The sequence below is a fragment of the Sorangium sp. So ce204 genome, from assembly GCF_051526795.1.
Classification (GTDB): Bacteria; Myxococcota_A; Polyangia; order Polyangiales; family Polyangiaceae; genus Sorangium; species Sorangium cellulosum_B.
Window position 1 is genome coordinate 5,000,823 of sequence record NZ_CP150317.1, and the last position, 16,644, is coordinate 5,017,466.

At 70.7% G+C, this 16,644-nt stretch carries 16 protein-coding genes and 1 pseudogene; 8 read left to right on the forward strand and 9 right to left on the reverse strand.

Annotated elements, in window-relative coordinates; translation table 11 throughout:
* Window positions 1-11 precede the first annotated feature (11 nt).
* The 3 genes from WMF22_RS18460 to WMF22_RS18470 all read left to right on the forward strand — a co-directional run bounded on the left by WMF22_RS18460 (window position 12) and on the right by WMF22_RS18470 (window position 1,801).
* Entirely contained in the window at window positions 12-776 is a 765-nt protein-coding gene (locus WMF22_RS18460; RefSeq protein WP_437300364.1) for a zinc-dependent peptidase, read from the forward strand.
* 172 nt (window positions 777-948) lie between these two features.
* Entirely contained in the window at window positions 949-1,584 is a 636-nt protein-coding gene (locus WMF22_RS18465; protein ID WP_438037360.1) for a hypothetical protein, read from the forward strand.
* Window positions 1,585-1,600: 16 nt separating this feature from the next.
* Entirely contained in the window at window positions 1,601-1,801 is a 201-nt protein-coding gene (locus WMF22_RS18470; protein WP_438037361.1) for a hypothetical protein, read from the forward strand.
* On the opposite strand, the pseudogene WMF22_RS18475 reads toward WMF22_RS18470, so the two are convergent.
* From WMF22_RS18475 to WMF22_RS18500, 6 genes and pseudogenes are all read right to left on the reverse strand, one after another.
* Window positions 1,702-2,052, reverse strand: a pseudogene (locus WMF22_RS18475) (RNA polymerase sigma factor); the annotation flags it as partial. The gene WMF22_RS18470 and the pseudogene WMF22_RS18475 overlap by 100 nt on opposite strands.
* On the reverse strand, window positions 1,982-2,554 hold the full coding sequence (locus tag WMF22_RS18480; protein WP_438036558.1) for a hypothetical protein: 573 nt from the start codon (window positions 2,552-2,554) through the stop codon (window positions 1,982-1,984). The pseudogene WMF22_RS18475 and the gene WMF22_RS18480, both read right to left, overlap by 71 nt.
* A 65-nt stretch (window positions 2,555-2,619) precedes the next feature.
* Entirely contained in the window at window positions 2,620-3,996 is a 1,377-nt protein-coding gene (locus tag WMF22_RS18485) for an AAA family ATPase (protein WP_438036559.1), read from the reverse strand.
* Window positions 3,997-4,634: 638 nt separating this feature from the next.
* Window positions 4,635-5,228, reverse strand: coding sequence for a hypothetical protein (locus WMF22_RS18490; RefSeq protein ID WP_438036560.1), 594 nt, complete (start codon window positions 5,226-5,228; stop codon window positions 4,635-4,637).
* Between the two features lie 9 nt (window positions 5,229-5,237).
* Complete coding sequence (locus WMF22_RS18495; protein ID WP_438036561.1) at window positions 5,238-7,373, reverse strand: molybdopterin cofactor-binding domain-containing protein; 2,136 nt, start codon at window positions 7,371-7,373, stop codon at window positions 5,238-5,240.
* The gene (locus tag WMF22_RS18500; protein ID WP_437300368.1) at window positions 7,370-7,831 is read right to left on the reverse strand and encodes a (2Fe-2S)-binding protein; all 462 of its coding nucleotides are present in this window, start codon (window positions 7,829-7,831) and stop codon (window positions 7,370-7,372) included. The genes WMF22_RS18495 and WMF22_RS18500 overlap by 4 nt, the downstream gene beginning before the upstream one ends.
* Before the next feature lie 228 nt (window positions 7,832-8,059).
* On the opposite strand from WMF22_RS18500, the gene WMF22_RS18505 reads away from it, so the two are divergent.
* Window positions 8,060-9,724: an NTP transferase domain-containing protein gene (locus tag WMF22_RS18505; protein WP_438036562.1), complete on the forward strand. Its 1,665-nt coding sequence runs from the start codon at window positions 8,060-8,062 to the stop codon at window positions 9,722-9,724.
* On the opposite strand, the gene WMF22_RS18510 is transcribed toward WMF22_RS18505, so the two are convergent.
* A complete protein-coding gene (locus tag WMF22_RS18510) occupies window positions 9,725-10,498 on the reverse strand; it encodes a hypothetical protein (protein ID WP_438036563.1) in 774 nt (257 codons plus the stop codon).
* A gap of 327 nt (window positions 10,499-10,825) precedes the next feature.
* Between WMF22_RS18510 and WMF22_RS18515 the strand changes: the two genes are divergently transcribed.
* The gene (locus tag WMF22_RS18515) at window positions 10,826-11,395 is read left to right on the forward strand and encodes an SgcJ/EcaC family oxidoreductase (protein ID WP_438036564.1); all 570 of its coding nucleotides are present in this window, start codon (window positions 10,826-10,828) and stop codon (window positions 11,393-11,395) included.
* A 33-nt stretch (window positions 11,396-11,428) separates the two neighbouring features.
* Here WMF22_RS18515 and WMF22_RS18520 read toward each other — a convergent pair whose 3' ends face one another.
* Complete coding sequence (locus WMF22_RS18520; protein WP_437300372.1) at window positions 11,429-12,673, reverse strand: glutathionylspermidine synthase family protein; 1,245 nt, start codon at window positions 12,671-12,673, stop codon at window positions 11,429-11,431.
* The gene (locus WMF22_RS18525) at window positions 12,670-13,521 is read right to left on the reverse strand and encodes a DUF350 domain-containing protein (protein WP_012235974.1); all 852 of its coding nucleotides are present in this window, start codon (window positions 13,519-13,521) and stop codon (window positions 12,670-12,672) included. The genes WMF22_RS18520 and WMF22_RS18525 overlap by 4 nt, the downstream gene beginning before the upstream one ends.
* Before the next feature lie 159 nt (window positions 13,522-13,680).
* Here WMF22_RS18525 and WMF22_RS18530 point away from each other — a divergent pair, with 159 nt between their 5' ends.
* Genes WMF22_RS18530 through WMF22_RS18540 form a run of 3 tightly spaced genes read left to right on the forward strand, consistent with a single transcriptional unit; the run spans window position 13,681 to window position 16,501 of the window.
* Window positions 13,681-14,571, forward strand: a complete 891-nt coding sequence (locus WMF22_RS18530; protein WP_438036565.1) for a hypothetical protein — start codon at window positions 13,681-13,683, stop codon at window positions 14,569-14,571.
* Window positions 14,572-14,576: 5 nt separating this feature from the next.
* On the forward strand, window positions 14,577-15,926 hold the full coding sequence (locus WMF22_RS18535) for a hypothetical protein (RefSeq protein WP_438037266.1): 1,350 nt from the start codon (window positions 14,577-14,579) through the stop codon (window positions 15,924-15,926).
* Window positions 15,927-15,928: 2 nt separating this feature from the next.
* Window positions 15,929-16,501 carry a hypothetical protein gene (locus tag WMF22_RS18540; RefSeq protein WP_437300374.1) on the forward strand — a complete coding sequence of 191 codons (573 nt, stop codon included), beginning with the start codon at window positions 15,929-15,931 and terminating at the stop codon, window positions 16,499-16,501.
* Window positions 16,502-16,644: the final 143 nt, after the last annotated feature.

Genomic DNA, 16,644 nt, shown 5'->3' on the forward strand with positions numbered 1-16,644 from the left:
GGTGGTCGTCGATGCTGGCCTTTTTCAGGAAGCGGCGGCGCGACGCCGTCCGACGCGAGCCCTTTCCGCCCGCGTGGCGCGAGATCCTCGACCGGAACGTGCCCTGCTTCGGCCGCCTTCCGGCCGAGGACCAGCAGGAGCTCCTCGGGCATGTCCAGGTCTTTCTGGACGAGAAGCCGTTCGAGGGGTGCGGCGGCCAGGAGATCACCGACGAGATCCGGGTCACGGTGGCGGCGCAGGCGTGCCTCCTCCTCTTGCACCGCGAGACCGACTACTACCCCGAGCTCGAGGTCGTCCTCGTTTACCCGAGCACCTACGTGGCCCGCGGCCGGGAGGTGCGGGAGGGGGGCGTCGTCGTCGAGGGCGATCACGCGCGGCTCGGAGAGTCGTGGTCGCGGGGGTCGGTCGTGCTCGCGTGGGACGGCGTGCTCGCGGGCGCGGCGGACATGAGCGACGGTCACAACCTCGTGCTCCACGAGTTCGCGCACCAGCTCGACCAGGAGGAAGGCCCCGCCGACGGCGCGCCCGAGCTGCCCGAGCGCTCGATGTACGCGGCGTGGGCGCGCATCCTCGGCCGCGAGTACGAGCGCCTCCTCCGCGACGAGGCGAGCCTCAAGCGCACGGTGATCGACCCGTACGGCGCGACGAACCCGGCCGAGTTCTTCGCCGTCGTCACCGAGGCCTTCTTCGAGAAGCCGCGGAAGCTCAGGGCGAAGCACCCGGAGCTCTACGAGCAGCTGAAGGCGTTCTACTGCCAGGACCCGGCCGGCCGGTAGCGGCGCCGCCCGGCGTCGGCGCCGCGCGCGGCCGATCGCCCGAGCGCCGCCGGTCGTGGTATCTCCCGGCTCCCCGATGGCCCGAAAGCGCAAAGGCAGGTCCCGCAAGGGCGGCGCGTCCTCCGCTCCTCGCCCGGCGTCGCCTGCGGCCGCCGCGCCGCCCGCGAGGCGCGTGCGCTCCTTCCGCCTTCGCCTCGACATCACCGCCCTCGAGCTCGCTTCCGGCCACGACGGCCTCCTCCGCGGCGCGCCAGAGCCTGTCCTCCTCCTCGCCGCGTACCTCCTCGTTCCCCATGACCCGAGCGGCCCGGCGGGGCTCACGCCTCCTCGTCCGCTGGGCCGCACCCTGGTCCGCTTCCGCCCGCCGGAGGGCCGCTTCCCCGCCGTCGTCACGCTGCGCGCGCCGCTCTCGTTCAAGGCCCGCGCTCGGGCCCGCGAGGACGACCGCGTCCTGCTTCTCGCCCTCGCGGTCGAGGAGGACGCTGGCAAGGAGGTCGAGCGGCTCTACGCCCACCTCACCGACGCAAAGCACCTTCGCCTCTGGGACCTCGACGCGCCCGTCCCCACACCGCTGGCCCCGGCCGAGCTCATCGCCGCGCCGTACCTGCGGGAGAACGCGGCCCCGGTCCGCGTCGGCGTGCTCGACGATGGCGGCGATCTCCGCGACACCTGCCGCGAGGACGACTTCATCGGCGCCTGCGCGGCCGTCGTCTCGACCGCTCGCCACGAGGACACGCTCCGCTTCCACTTCGTCTCGGCCGACGGCCGCAACGACTGGACCGCCGTGACCAGCGTCAGCGTCGATTGACGACCTGCGCGCGTTCGTGAAGGCCGGGAGCTCGTCGAGCTCGACCCCGGGCGCGGCGCGGTCCTTTCCGCGGACGTGGTTCGGCGCCGTGTGCACGGCGATGCGGTGGATCCACGTGCGGAACGTCGAGTCCCGCCGGAAGGTCGAGAGCTTCTCCAGCGCCCGCAGGAGCGCCCGCAGCGTCACGTCCTCGGCGTCCTCTTCGTTCCGCACGTAGCGCCGGACCAGCTTCTGCAGCGAGCCGCGGTGGCGCAGCACCAGCTGGTCGAACGCGGCCCGATCGCCGGCGAGGAAGCGATCGAGGAGCGGCGCATCCTCGTCGGCGGGCGCGCCGTCGTCGGCAGGGGCCAGCAGGGGGCGAAATTCCGCCTTCCGTGGCCTCGGCGGGCGCCGCGGTTCAGGGCGAAGCGAGCACGCAGCACCCCTCGGCGACGCCGCCCGCGCTCGCGGCGCTGAGTTTGACCGCACGATGGGGGAAGCGCTCCTCGAACCCGCTCAGCGAGATCTCCTGCTCGGGCCAGTCGAACTGCCCTTCCAGCGCGTCCACCACCTCCTCGTCTTCCGCGGTCAACGCGTCTATAGCGCCCAGGGGCACTTTGAGCAGCCCGGGATCCTTCGACAGCTGGTCGTTGCAATAGGCGGTGTAGAGCACCGCCCGCGCGAGCTGAATCCCGAGCGCCCCGGCAAGGGCGTGTAGCCGGACCAGAGTCCACGCCATCTGCGCCTTCGCCTTGTTGCGGCTATCCTGGTTGATGGTCAGCTTGCACTCAATCACATGGGCCTCGAAGGTCCCGTCCTGGAGCTCGATCAGGAAGGACCCATCGGTGCACTCGCTGCTCCGCAGGAATGGGAACAGCTTCGGATTCTCCATCATCCAGGCGATGCAGCGCGCCTTGTCAGGTACGACGCAGCGGAGCTCGGCCCGTCCATCTTTCTGCCGCTCACTGACGGTTTCGTTGAAGGGGCCCATCGTGACGCGGTATAGCCCGGACTGCATGGTTCGACGCAGTACGTCCTCGATGTCGCCGCTCCGCCTCATCGCTTCGTCGCACCGCGCCGCTGGAGGAGCAGCGTCTCCTTGCTCAGCGCGATCAGCTCGCGGTTGAACGTGGGCATGGTCAGCCCCTGCTCCGAAGCCTCGAGCCTGTTGATCGCAGATCGAGGACCTTCGGGCTGGAATCCATAACCAGCCACGTCATCGAGCTCCAGGTAGTCCTGTGGTCCATAGCCGAGCTCGCCCTGGAGAGCTTCGCGTTCGGGGCTCATACCGATCTTGAGGAAGTTGTTGATCTGCTGGCAAAAGTTCTCGCTATGTGTGGTGATCCAGACGTAGAGGCCCTTGCGGACCAAGCGTACGATGACCTGAGCCAGGCGGCGTTGCAGCGCCGGGTGGAGATGCGCTTCGGGTTCCTCGAGCACCAGGAGCGGGAAGCTGGACAGGTGACGGAGCACGAGAACCAGAGGCGCGAGCTCGGTGACCAAGGAGGAGGACAGGCTCATGGGCAACGAGACGCCTCCCCCCTCAGGCTTGTAACGAAATTCGTTGACGCCTTGCCCCGCGATCAGCTCGACTTGTCCGCTCAGTGCGCGCTCTAGAAGCTCGGCCTCTTCAGCGAAGGTTTGTGAGCGCTTCTCCTTAAGGCCAAGGGCTAGCATGTCAATGAAGTGAAATGCTGGCGTCGTGAGGTCGAGCGGGCTGCTCTCGCCAAGCTCGCGCCGGAACACGTCCCGGAGGCTCCGCTGAACGGCTCCCTTGTAGAGCTGCATGAAGCCGGTTCGCGAGGCAGGAAGATAGACCGGATCGATCGAGCTGAAGCTGTCATAAAAGGGCTTGAACAGCCGCGTCATACGGAAGAACGTCAGCCGGCGCATCAACAGATCACGCGCGGCGACGCGGATGGTGCCCAGATCGTCGACATGGAGGCTCGTCGAGATGCTCTTCTCTTCGCCGCCCGCGCCGTCGTGTACCGCTAATACATGAGTACCGGTCTGCTCGTCGGCGGTCCACTCGAAGCGCGCGTGCCGCCCCTCCGAGACATTGCGAAGCTGGAGGCGCCCGGCGCCCACGGACTGGCTGTTGAAAATACGAGCCACGATCCGATCCCGGTTCGCCTCGAGCGTTGCTTCGAAGAGCCGGTCAAACAGCCCGATCTCCTCGGGGCTCAACTCGTGCTTCGCGGAGCGCTCTCCTTCCTTGATGATGCGCCTGAGCCAGTCGTCGCACGCTTGGACCGCAGCGCCAGGGGGAAGCTCGAGGTCCGCCTGCATGGCCACGAGCCCCCAGAGTAGCGATGCCAAATAGCTCTTCCCAGTGTTGTTCGCGCCGACCAACAGCAGCAGCGGACGCACCTCCACCTCGGCCCGCTCGATCCTACCGAGCCCGTCGACGAGCAGCTGCCAGCGCGGACGCATGCGTCCCTTGTGCCAGCTCCGCGCTCAATGTTCAACAATACCTGCGGGCACGACGCCCGGTCACTGCGAGGGCGTACGTCACCATCGGTCCACCGGGGGTCCGGGGACGTCCGCCCGCGGATCCCGGACGACCCCGCGAGCGGGCGGAAGCGGTGGAGGCTGCCGGCCCGGGAGGTGGCCGCCCTGGTCGAGCGGCACGGCGGCGCGGCGCGGCGCGCGGCGGTGCGGGCCTGGCTGGAGCAGGCGGAGGCGGCGAACGCTGCGCGTGTCGCCCCCCTGCCAGCGGCGGCAGCGCCTGCGCCGGTGGGGCCGGCGGCGGCAAGGACCGCGACCGCGGGGCTGCCCGCAGGGGGGCGGTGCGCTGCGCTGGTGGCGCTGGGGGTGCTTGGCCCGGCCGCGCTCGCCGGCGCCCTTGCGCTCGCCGCCCGCAGCGGCGAGCGCATGCCGCGCGAGCACGGTGGTGTGCTCGCCCGACGGCGCCGCTGCATCCGCCGAGCGCTGCGAGCAGGAGAAGCTGCAGGAGAGCCGGCCACATGCCGCCAGCGCGCCGACACGGACCCAAGGCCGAGGCGGGACACGACCCCATGCGCCACATCATAGAGCAGGCGCTGCCCGGCGGCGAAGCGCGTGAGCGTCGATCATCCACCAGGGCAGGGCGCGCCGGCGCGGGCCCACGTCTCCCATGCAGCGACGAACTCGGCGTACGGCGTCGGGACGGGCGTGCGGCCAGCGCCAGGGTTCCAGCCCCAGGTCACGAGGGGATCCTCGAGGTGGACGCGCAACGCCGCCATGTCCTTGCCGCCATTGCGCTTCGGATCCTTGATCTGCTCGCACAAGGCGCCCGGGGCGACACCGACGAACACCATCGGCATCTCGGGCGGCGGCATGTGCCAGCCCTTCGCGACGCCCGGCGGCACGTGCATGCCAAAGCTGTTCGGCGGGTTGGTCGGCCCGTGGCACGTCGTGCACTCCGCGCCCGGCATGCCGTGGCCCGTGGGTCCGCGGAGCACGAGCTGCGTGTGCAGGCGGCCCTCGTCGCCCTGGAGCGGCACGTCGCCGGCGGGGTGACAGTTCTGGCAGCGAGGGTGCTGGAGGACGCCGCGCACGGTCTCGAACGCGACGAGGGCGGCCTCGCGGCTGACCGGCGACGGCGAGGGCGCCGGCGAGGCCCCGGGCGTCTGTCCCCCGCACGCGGCGAGGAGAGAGGCGAGGACAAGAGAGGATCGGATCATGGTCAGTTCCTACGCGAGGCGAAACGGAAGGGAGCGCAGCCGCTGCTTGGTCAGCGCGAACACTGCGTTCGCCACGGCCGGCGCGATCGGCGCGGTGGCGGGCTCCCCGATGCCGCCCATCTTGGCCTTGCTCGGGATGAGATGGACGGCGATGCGCGGCATGTCGAACATCCGGAGCATGGGATAGTCGTGGAAGTTGCTCTCCTGGACCTTCCCCTCGGCGATGTTGATCTTGCCGTAGAGCGCGGCCGTGAGGCCGAACGCGACGCTGCCCTGGATCTGCGCCTCGATGCCGAGCGGGTTCACCGCCGTGCCGCAGTCGACGCTGCAGGTGACAGAGTGGACGCGGATGCGCCCCTTCTCGATCGAGACCTCGGCCACCTCGGCGATGATGGAGCCGAACGACTCGTGCATCGCGAGCCCCCGCGCCCGTCCCGGGGCGGGCGCGGTGCCCCAGCCGGCCTTCTCGGCGGCGACCTTCAGCGCGTTCGCGTGCCGCGGCTTGTCCTTGAGCAGCTCGAGGCGGTACGCGAGCGGATCCTGCCCTGCGGCGTGGGCCAGCTCGTCCACCATGCTCTCCACCGCGAAGGCCGTGTGGGTGTTGCCGACCGAGCGCCACCACAGCACGGTGACCGGCGTCCTCGGCGAGTGCAGCGACACACGGAGCGCGGGCGTCCGCTCGACATAGGGCGACTCGGCGATCCCTTCCACCGAGGTCAAGTCGACGCCGTTCCTCGTGACGAACGACTCGAGCGGTGTGCCGGCGACGATCGACTGGCCCACGACCACCTGATCCCACGCCGCCGGCAGGCCGCGCGCGTCGACGCCGACCTGGATCCGGTGGACGAAGGCGGGGCGGTAAAAGCCGCCGCGCATGTCGTCCTCCCGCGTCCACACGACCTTCACCGGCACGCCGGCGGCCTTCGCGACGATCACGGCCTCCGCGACGAAATCGGCCATGGGGCTGGCGCGCCGCCCGAAGCCGCCGCCGAGGAACGTCGTGTGGATCTGGACCTTGTCGGGCGTCGTGCCGAGGATCTTCGCCGCGGCCATCTGGTCGCCGGTCTGGAACTGCGTGCCGGTCCAGATCTCGCAGCGATCGCCGTCGATCTTGACCGTACAGTTGAGCGGCTCCATCGGCGCGTGCGCGAGGTAGGGCACGTCGTACTCCGCCTCGAGCCGGGATTTGGCCGCGGCGAGCGCGTCTTCCACCTTGCCGACGCTGGCGGCGACGGCGCCGGGCGCCCGCGCCTTCGCGTGGAACTCGGCGAGCAGCTTGGCGCTGTCGGCCCCGCCGCCCTCGGGCTGCGCCCACTCGGCGCGGAGCGCGTCGCGCCCGAGCTTGGCGGCCCAGAAATGCGCGGCGACGACGGCGACGCCGTTCGCGGTGGGGACGACCTTCTCGACGCCGGGCACCTTGAGGGCGTCGGCGGCGTCGAACTTGACGAGCTTGGCGCCGAACGCCGGCGGGCGGAGCACCACGGCGGTGCGGAGCCCGGGGAAGTGCACGTCGAGCCCGAACTGCGCCTTGCCCGTGATCTTCTCCGGCGTGTCGATGCGGCGCACGAGGGTGCCGATCAGCTTCCAGTCCTTGGGGTCCTTCAGCTTCACCTTCGCCGGCGGGGCGAGCTTCATCGCCTCCTCGGCGAGCTGGCCAAAGGTCAGCTTGTCCTTGCCGTGGGTGACGACGCCGTTCGCGGCCGTGCACGCCGCGGGCGAGACCTTCCACCGGGCGGCCGCCGCGCGCAGCAGCATGTCCTTCGCCATCGCGCCGACGGTGCGATAGCGCTCGAACTCGCTGTTCGTCGTCGTCGACCCCCCGGTCATCTGGAACTGCAACACCGGATGGCCGTAGACCGGCGCGGCCGGCGCGTGCTCCGACCGCACCTTCGACCAGTCGCACTCGAGCTCCTCGGCGATCAGCATCGCGAGCCCGGTCCAGATGCCCTGTCCCATCTCGGAGTGCGCGAGCACCACGGTCACGGACTCGTCGGTGCCGACGCGGACGAACGCGTTCGGCGAGAGCGGCGGCGGCTGCGCCGCCTTCGGCGCGGCGCGGACCCCCTGCGGGACGTAGAAGCTGATCAGGAGCCCGGCCGCCGAGCCCGCGGCCGCTTGCAAGAAGTCACGCCGGGAGACGGTCACTTGCCACCTCGCTTGAGCCTCGACGCGAGGATCACCGCTTCGCGTACACGAACGTACGTCCCGCAGCGACACACGTTGCCGGACAGCGCAGCGTCGATGTCGGCGTCGCTCGGATCGGGCTTCTGGTCGAGCAAGGCGACCGCGGTCATGATCTGCCCGGACTGGCAGTACCCGCACTGGACGACGTCGGCCTGCGCCCACGCCTGCTGCACCACGTGCGACCCGTCGGGCGACAGGCCCTCGATCGTCGTCACCTTGCGCGCCCCGACGCTCGACACCGGCAGGACGCACGAACGCGCGGGTTTGCCGTCGATGTGGACCGTGCAGGCGCCGCACTGGGCCATGCCACAGCCGTATTTTGTGCCGGTCAATCCCAGCAGATCACGGAGCACCCAGAGCAGAGGCATCTCTGGACTGGCATCCACATCACGAACAACGCCGTTCACATCGAGCTTCATGGCCGCTGAGGCCATACGTTTGGGCTGGCTCGCCGTCAAGCTACTGCACATGTTCTTATCATTTCTTCACCATCGGTCATCGACCCGGCGCTCGCCGGCGCTCTGTCACGCTCGCACCCCGACCGCGACCGACCGAGCGGCGAGGAGGGCGATCGAGCGTCACCAGCGTCACCAGCGACGATGAACGCCCTGGCGGGCGCGTCACGAAGGGTGAATGATGCCGAGCGCATGAACGAGCTTGAGCGGATCGTGCGCGAAGCGGCGACATTGGTGGCAGAGCGGTCACCGTTTCTCCTTGCGACGGTCGTGCGGGTGTCGGGGTCGTCGTACCGGCGTCCGGGCGCGCGGATGCTTGTCGCCGGCGATCGCTGGGTGTCCGGGTGTGTGAGCGGCGGCTGCCTCGAGGGCGACGTGATGCTCCGCGGAGAGCACCGGTGCCGCGATGGCGCCGTGGTGGTCACTTACGACTCGACCACCGAAGACGGAGAGACGTGGGGGGTGGGGCTCGGCTGCAACGGCGTCGTCGATGTCCTGCTCGAGCACGTCGCCGCCGGCGCGACCCACGACGCGCTCGCGTTCGCCGCCGCCTGCTTCGCCGAGGAGACCACCGGCACGCTGGTCACGGTGATCCGCTCGACGGCCGGCGCGGTCCGGGTCGGCGCGCGCCTCGCGTTCGGTCCGCCGTGCGCGCTCGCGCACCCGGTGACCGATCCGGCCGCGCGCTCCGCGATCGAGGCCGCGGCGCGGGGGCCGGCCGGCGTCGTGGAGCTCGACGGGCTGGGGATCTCCGTGCTCGTCGAGAAGATCGCGCCGTCGCCGCAGCTCTTCGTGCTCGGGGGTGGGCACGACGCGGTGTCCATCGTCACGCTCGCGACGTCGGTCGGGTTCCGGGTCACGGTCGCTTGTCCCACGATCCGCCAGGGGGCCCGGTTCCGCGCAGCGGATCGCGTCATTTCGACCGGCGGCGCGGCGGATCGCCTCCGCGCGCTCATCGACGCCGCGGCCGAGCCGTACGTCGTGATCATGCACCATCAGGTCACGCCGGATCGCGACGCGCTCGCCGTCGCCCTCGCGTCGCGCGCCCGCTACATCGGCGTGCTCGGGCCCGCGCGCCGCACGCGCGATCTCCTCGCCGAGATCGGCCACCCCGGCGACGATCCGCGGATCCACGCGCCGATCGGGCTCGATCTCGGCGCGGAGACGCCCGAGCAGATCGCGCTCTCGATCGTGGGCGAGCTCCAGGCCGTCGCGCGCAGGGCGCAGGGGGGGAAGCTCCGCGCCCGCGCCCGGCCGCTGCACGCGCGCGTGGCGCTGGTCGTGCTCGCCGCCGGCGGCTCACGTCGCCTCGGTCGCCCCAAGCAGCTCGTCGAGCTCGACGGAGCGCCGCTCGTCCGGCGCGTGGCGGCCACGTGCGTCGAGGCGCGTTCCGGGCCGGTCGGCGTCGTGCTCGGCGCCAATGCCGGCGCGGTCGCGCGCGCGCTCGGCGATCTGGAGGTCGCGCACATCGCGAACGATGGCTGGGAAGAGGGCATCGCCTCCTCGGTCCGCGCCGCGGTCCGGTGGGCGGAGGCCTCGAAGGCCGACGCGCTCCTGATCGCGCTCGCGGACCAGCCCCTGCTCACGGTCGAGCACGTCATCGCGCTGCGGGACGCCTGGCTCGCGGGCGCGCCGATCGCCGCGTCGCGGTTCAGCGGCGTCGTGGGCGCGCCGGCGGTGTTCGACCGATCTCGCTGGGACGCGCTCTCGCGCCTCCAGGGCGACCAGGGCGCCGGCCGCCTGCTGCGCGTCGAGGAGGTCGCGGCGATCGACTGGGCGGGCGGGGCGATCGACGTCGATACGGCCGACGACGTGCGCGCGCTCGGCGGCCACGCGCCGGCGAGCCCGCCGAGCTGATCACCAGCAGCTGTAATCGTAAACCGTGCGCGACGTCTCCCCCAGGCGCTCGACCAGCAGATCGCCGTCGAAGACGTAGGTGAAGGCCGGGATCGATGAGGTCGGCATGCCGTCGAGCGGGTTCACCCCCTGCTCCCGGCGGAGGAGACGACAACCCTCGTAGACGATCTCCGTCGTGATGGTCGGCAGAGCATCCGTGAAGCGGTCGAACGTCAGCTGCGTGAGGCGCCCCTGGTCATCGCGATCGTACCGGACGAAGTAGTCGTCGTTCCCATAGGTGATCGCCCGCGCCTCGTCGTTGTAGTCAATCTCGAGGACACGGGTGTCGGCCGCGCCGGTCCGGGTCATGCGGACCATGCGCTCGCCCTCGTAGTCGAAGGTGTGTGTGTGGGTCTCGCTGCCCAGCGTCTCGACCGCTCCGACGAGACGCTGGCCATCGTATTCGTAAACGAACGATATCTCCTGTCCCGTGTCCGTCTCCGTGTCCGTCTGGGCGCACGGTCCGGGGTGCGGCCCGTACATCCACGGACCGAGCTCCGGCATGGGGACGCGGCCAACGAGCTCGGGACACCCCGTCGCGCCGCCGCCTCCGCCTCCCTCACCTGATCCTCCCGTGCCGCCCGAGCCTGTCGAGGCCGCCGAGCCTGAAGCGCCGGCGCCCCCGCTCCCCGACGTCGACGTCTCGTCGGAGCCCTCGTCGTCACCGCAAGCCACGAGCGTGAGCAGGCACATCGTGGCCAGGTATCCGCACGTTTTGAAGACAAATCGATGCATCTCTCTCCTCCTCCGTCAACTGGGTCGGGTCGCCGGGTCGTCGCGCTCCGGTCGTGGGAATGCCGACCTGGCGCGGGTTCCTCAGGCATCCTCGGCAGTGCGCGGAGCGGACCCAGCGGGCAACCAAACGTACCTATCCGCGGCTCCGCTGGCAACCGGGGCGATCCGGCCGAGCGCTGATCCTCGATGACGGCGCGAGCGGGTCAACGCCTGTTCCACGTGATCGAGGCAGCTCTACCGCCTGCGAGGACAGCAGCCTGACCCGCAGTCGGGATCGAGCGCGCCGCCGGTTGACGTCCCGCGCCGGTTCGCAGTAAGGGGCGTTCCATGCATAGAGCCCTCGCCCTTGTTGCGCTGCCGCTCCTTGTCCTCGCGTGCGCCCCCGCGACGCCCCAGCCCGTTGCGCCGGCGGCGCCAGCGCCGGCCATCGCGGCAGCGGCGCCCGACGCCAGCGAGCAGCGTGCGCTGGGGGAGCAGCTCGTCGCCGCCTTCAACGACGCCTGGAACCGGCACGACATGGATGCGTTCGCCGCGCTTCAAGCGGAGGACGCCGATTTCGTGAACATCTTCGGGATGTGGTGGCATGGGCGGGAGGAGATCCGGACGAATCACGTCGGCATTCACAAGACCGTCTTTGCGAAGAGCCGCCTCGCCAGCGTGCGTGTCGAGACACGCTTCGTCGCGCCGGATCTCGCGGTCGTCCGCTGGGCATGGGAGCTGACGGGCGTCGTCACCCCGGATGGCCAGCCCGTGCCCGACATGCAGGGCATCCTTGTGCACGTGGCGCGGCGGGAGGGGGACCGGCTCCATATCGTGACGACGCAGAACACGCAGGCTACGGCCGACGCGTTCCGCGCGGTGCGCGCCATGGATGCCCCGGCCCGACCCGCCCAGTAGCCGCCCGCGGGCGCGCTCGCCCCGCGAACGCGCCTACCGCACGAGCGCCGGCGCGCTCAGCGCGGCCGCGTCCGTCATCCCGGCCTGGACGCGCGCGTAGATGCCGCACGCCTCGCCGGCGATCAGGTAGATCCCGTAGTTGACCGACTCGCGCCGCGCGTTCTCCAGGGCGGAGAAGTACCGCTGCGCGATCCACCGCCCCTCCCGGGCCTTGGCCAGGGACGCGCGCCAGACCTCGTCGGGGGTGTGGCGCCCGAGGATCACCTCTTCTCCCTCGGCGCCGTAATCGCTCTTCAGGACCCACTCCTCGCGCTGCGCGAGGAGCAGCTCGGGGTGCACCGTCTCCAGCCGCGACGTCACCGGTACGTGACGCTGGATCACCGACTGCGCGTGCGGCGAGAAGCGGTGGAGGTGCTCCCACATGAACGCCATCGAGCGCTTGTTCTGCGGCAGCACGGCGCCGAGCGGGTTCAGGATCGCGGCGCGCCCGTCGGCCGCGGCGGACAGCACGGCGCCGAGCGGGCCGGCGAGCGGCTCGGCGTCGGGGATCTGCTCGTCGGTCCACACGCTCGAGCGCTCTCCCCACCAATCCGTCTTGTAGTGGCGCAAGAGGACCGAGAACGGGACGTCGAAGAGCGACAGGCCACGATCGTCGTGGCCGAGGTTGTACGGCGAGCCGAGGAGCACGGAATACCCGCGCTCCGTGAGCCAGCGCTGGTAGAGGCGGATGACCGAGAGGTCCTCGGTGAACTCCGTCGGATAAACGAAGCCGAGGCGCCGCGTCGCGGCCTCGCCGAGGAGCGCGCGGGCGACCTCGTCCACCATCGCGCAGAACCGGGCGCCGAGCTCGCCGTTGGGGTCGCGCGCGCCCGGGTGATCCGGCGCCGCGAGCGCGCTCAGCACGACCGCCTCCGCCTCGCCCGTCGGCGTGTCGCAGTTCAGCTCGGCGATCGCCGGGCCCTCGTCCGTCAGGAAGACGTCGGCGCGCGCGATGCCGTGCCACAGCGGCTGTGACGAGAGCCACATCGCCTTCTGACACGGCGTCAGACAGAAGAAGTCGTCGAGCAGCGACGGCTCGTCCGCGACGATCAGGCAAAGCTCGTTGTAGACCGCCGCGACCTCCTCGGCGGCGCGGTACAGGGCGCGCTGCTCGGCGGCCGTGACGAACACCGGCTCCTCGCGGAAGCGCGGGGCCCCGTCGAACCAGGGGTCGGTGATGAGGCCCGTGTCGACGATCTTTGCGGCGAAGGCGTCGTAGGCGCGGTCGGCGGAGGTCATAGGAGGCGCGCGATGGCGATCGAGGTCGCGAGGTAGGTCGTCGCCTCGAGCGCGCCGAGCCCCTCGTTGCGGTCGGCCGCGATGCCCGCGTCCAGGCGGCCGCCGCGCAGCGCGAGCGGCGCGCCGAGCAGCACGCTCTGCACGAGGAGCTGCCGCACGGGGTAGAGGGCGAACAGATAGAGCAGCACCCCGCCATAGCCCTTCAGCGAGATGAAGAGACCCTCGAAGTCGCCCTCCAGCGCCCGCGCGATGATGATCGCCACGGCGATCGAGGCGCCGGCGTAGCTCAGCGCGGCGGCGAGGTTCTCTCCCTGGATCTGCTCGGCGTCATCGTACGTGGTGAGCGCCCGGAAGAGCGAGATGAACACGTGCAGCGTGATCTGCGCGAGGACGAAGAAGCCGAGGGAGATCGCGAGATCGCCGAGATCCTTGCCCGCGATCGCGCGCGAGGTGATGAGCCCGGTCGCCACGTAGTGCGCGCCCGCCGCGAGCCCCGCGGCCGCGTTGCCGCGCTCGATCTCGGCCGGGAGCCGCGCCCTGAGCAGAAGGCGGATCCCGAGCTGGCCGGTCGCGAGCACGAGGAGCAGGCCCACGACGGCGAACGCGCTCACCCAGAGCAGATCGCGCGCGAAGCCCTCGCCCTCGAGGCAGTTCTTCACGGCGTTCGCGGCGACGAGGAACACCGCGAGGACCTGGCCGACCGTGAGCAGCCGGCGGGCGGCGTTGCTCTCCGTGAGATCGCGGGCGGCCGTATGCGCCGGTGAGAAGACCCTCTGCCCGATGCGCAGCAGGGCGAGCAGAGCGAGCGTGGTGCCCAGCCCGAACCCCATGACGTAGGACAGATCCATGGGACGCACGCTACAGAACGCGCCGCGCCCTCACAAGCCCAAGCCTCGCGTCACGCCGCCGCGAGGCGCAGGCGGGGTTCGGGGTTTGCGGGGCGCCCCGGGCTTTGTGATATGGGTAGGCCTGCCGGGCCGTGACGCCCCGGCTCCGGCGGCGGACCCATGGTCGAACCTCCTTGTGACTCCGGCATCCAGGGCATCTTCGGGCGACCCTCCATCGATCTCGAGCCGTACCTCGACCTCGCCCCGCTCGGCGAGATCCACGACGAGATCTGCCTCGGGCTCACGCAGGTGCCGATCGATTACACCGGCGGCAGCCACCGCGCGATGGGCATCATGCCGCCTTCGCGCAGCGGCGAGGCGTTCGCCGACTACGGCGAGGTGATCCGCGGCCTCGACGACGAGGAGTTCGCGACGTTCCAGCGCCTCTCGGACGACCCTTCGTCGATCGAGAGCTCCACGCGCGCCGCGCTCGAGTTCGGCGAGGAGCGCGAGATCCCGCTCTCCCGGCGGCAGATGCTGTGGCTCAAGTTCCGCCATGGGGTGTATTTCCCCTGGAAGGTTTATGTCGAGCTCATCCCGAACCGCTACTGGAGCGACAAGAGCCGGAGTGAAGGCAAGGACTTCACCCGCCTGGCGAAGTCGTTCTTCCCGAGGACGATCGCCTACGTGAAGCGCCTGCCTTTCGCGTCGATAGGGCGCTGCAACATCATGGGTCTCGAGGCCAACGATCACGGCACGGTGCACCGCGACGGGGAGGGGAGAGCGCCGGACAGCGAGCCCGACCACTTCATCACGCTCTGCCCCGCGGGCAACAAGCGCCTGTTCCTGTGGGACGAGCGGGCGCGGCGGAAGACGGCGGTCGCCGGTCGGGCCTACTGGTTCAACGATCACGATTACCACGGCGTCGAGGCGGACCCGTACTTCAGGTACTCGGTGCGCGTCGACGGCACCTTCACGCCGGAGTTCATCGAGGCGCTCCGGCGCGACCACGCCAGGGCGGCCGGCGTCGCGCCGCGCGCGCCGCAGGGCGCCGGGGAGGCCGCCGCGTGAGCCGGATGGACGAGCCGTTCGAGCGCGCCGAGGTGCTCGACAAGCCCGGGATCGTCGGGGCGCGCTGGTGGCACAAGGGCCTGGCCGACGCGCCGAAGGACGCGTCGCGGCGGAACGCGATCCTGGCTGCGCTCGGCGCGGTCGGGCTCGTCGGCGTGGCGGCCGCGATCGCCGTGGCCGCGGACGGGTGCTCGGACGATGAGACCGCGGTGCAGCGGAAGCGGGCGCTCGACATGCAGCGGACGTTCGGCTGGAGCTTCGGCGCCGCGCAGGAGAGCGTGACGTTCGACGGCGAGTCGAAGAAGCCGTTCGACCGGGCCGCGCTCGCGAGGATGTCCACCGACCTCAGGCCGGCGGACGAGGGCGCGCGCGCCTACTACGTGCCCGCGCTGTTCGAGTCGCCGTCGGCCGTGCCCACGCTCGTCGCCGAGGGGGATCCGGCGCCCATCACGCCGCTCGGTACCGTGCTCCGGCCGATCTTCACGCCGGCGATGGACCGCGCTTACCGGAGCGGCAAGGCGCTCGCATCGCTCCTCCTCGCCGCCCGGACGGACAGCGGCCTTCGCCGCGACATCGCGGTCATCGTGGATCTCGACGGCCCCGAGTCGGTGGCCTTTGCCGCGGGCGCGGCGGAGGCGTTCGACCCGGTGTTCACGTTCGACAACTGGCCGCACCCGCGGGGCGTCGTCAAGGCGCACCTGACGCTCGCCGCGGCGGCGTACTACCAGCCGCTCTTCGCCCGCTCGGTCCCCGGCCCCCGCGCGACGATGTTCGTCCTCGATCGACAGCGGCTCTCGCCTTATTCGGACGACGCGACGCAGTTCGACAACCGGCATGTCGCGAGGCTGCCGTCCGCCGATGCGCTCTGGGACCGAGGGGTTCGCCATGTGCTCTATGTGGTGCCCACGGAGAGGGACACGACCGAGTCCGACGACCTCAACGACGACCTCGTTGCGTTCCGGTCGCGCCGGCTCGATGTCGGGTTGATGGCCGCGAACGTCTTTGCCGCCGACCCGGCGGAGCCGAAGCCCGCGAACGAGACGGAGGACTGGCCTCCTTACTACTATGGCGGCCGCGCCGCGTCGCACGGCTGGTTCTGGATCGACTATCCGTGGGGGCCGCCCCCGCGCCCGGCGCCGGTCGAGCCGGGCGCGCCGAGGCCGGCCAAATCGTACGTGCCCGCGCAGCGCGCGACGGCGTTCTCGAGCGGCGCCGCGTCGAGCGGGGGGTCGCCGAGCCCGGACGGCTTCGGGACGGTGCCAGTCGTCGTGGCGCTCGGCACCGGCGTGATCCTCGGCGCGGCCCTCAGCCGGAGCGGATCGTGGAACCGGGCTTCGGGCGGATACGGAGGTTGACCGTGGAGCACTCGATCTTCGCGATGGAGGTGTGCGCGCGCATGGACCCCGGGAGCACGCTGCAGCGCGCGCTGCACGATGCCGTCCAGGTCCAGTTCGAGAAGATGAGCCTGCAATACAAGTGGTACCAGTACCGCCGCGCGCAGATGGCGCTGCTGTCCAACCTGCACGCCATCGAGAAGGGGTGCTGGGACTACTTCGACGACGACTCCCGGGCGCTCAACGATTACGGCATGTGGTCCCGCGGCATGATCACGGAGGAGGGCGCGCGCAAGGGGCCGTCGGGGACGCCGGACCCGTACCGCGGCCAGCCCCGCTACCTGACCTTCACGATGGCGTTCCTGCTGATCCAGGGCTCACCCACGGATCGAATGCTCCGCACGGTCTGCGACATCCCCAAGGACCGCCTGTGGCGCCGCGACGTGTTCGGCCACATCCTCCAGAACCTCGGTCACGTGAGCTTCGCCAGCGTGAAGTCGGATGTCATCTACCTGATCCCGCGGGACGAGGGCTGGGCGCTGACGGCCGAGGACCTGACGGATCCCAAGTTCCACTACCTGCGGAAGATCGTGTAACACCGTGTAGCACTGCCTTGAAATGGCGAGCTGGAATCACGGATCGTGCGCCAGCAAACGCCTTGTGCAGGGCCGCCACGTCGAGGCGGCGGGGCTCACGCGGGGGCTTGTCGAAACGTGCGTGGTGTGGTGACGTGATCGCA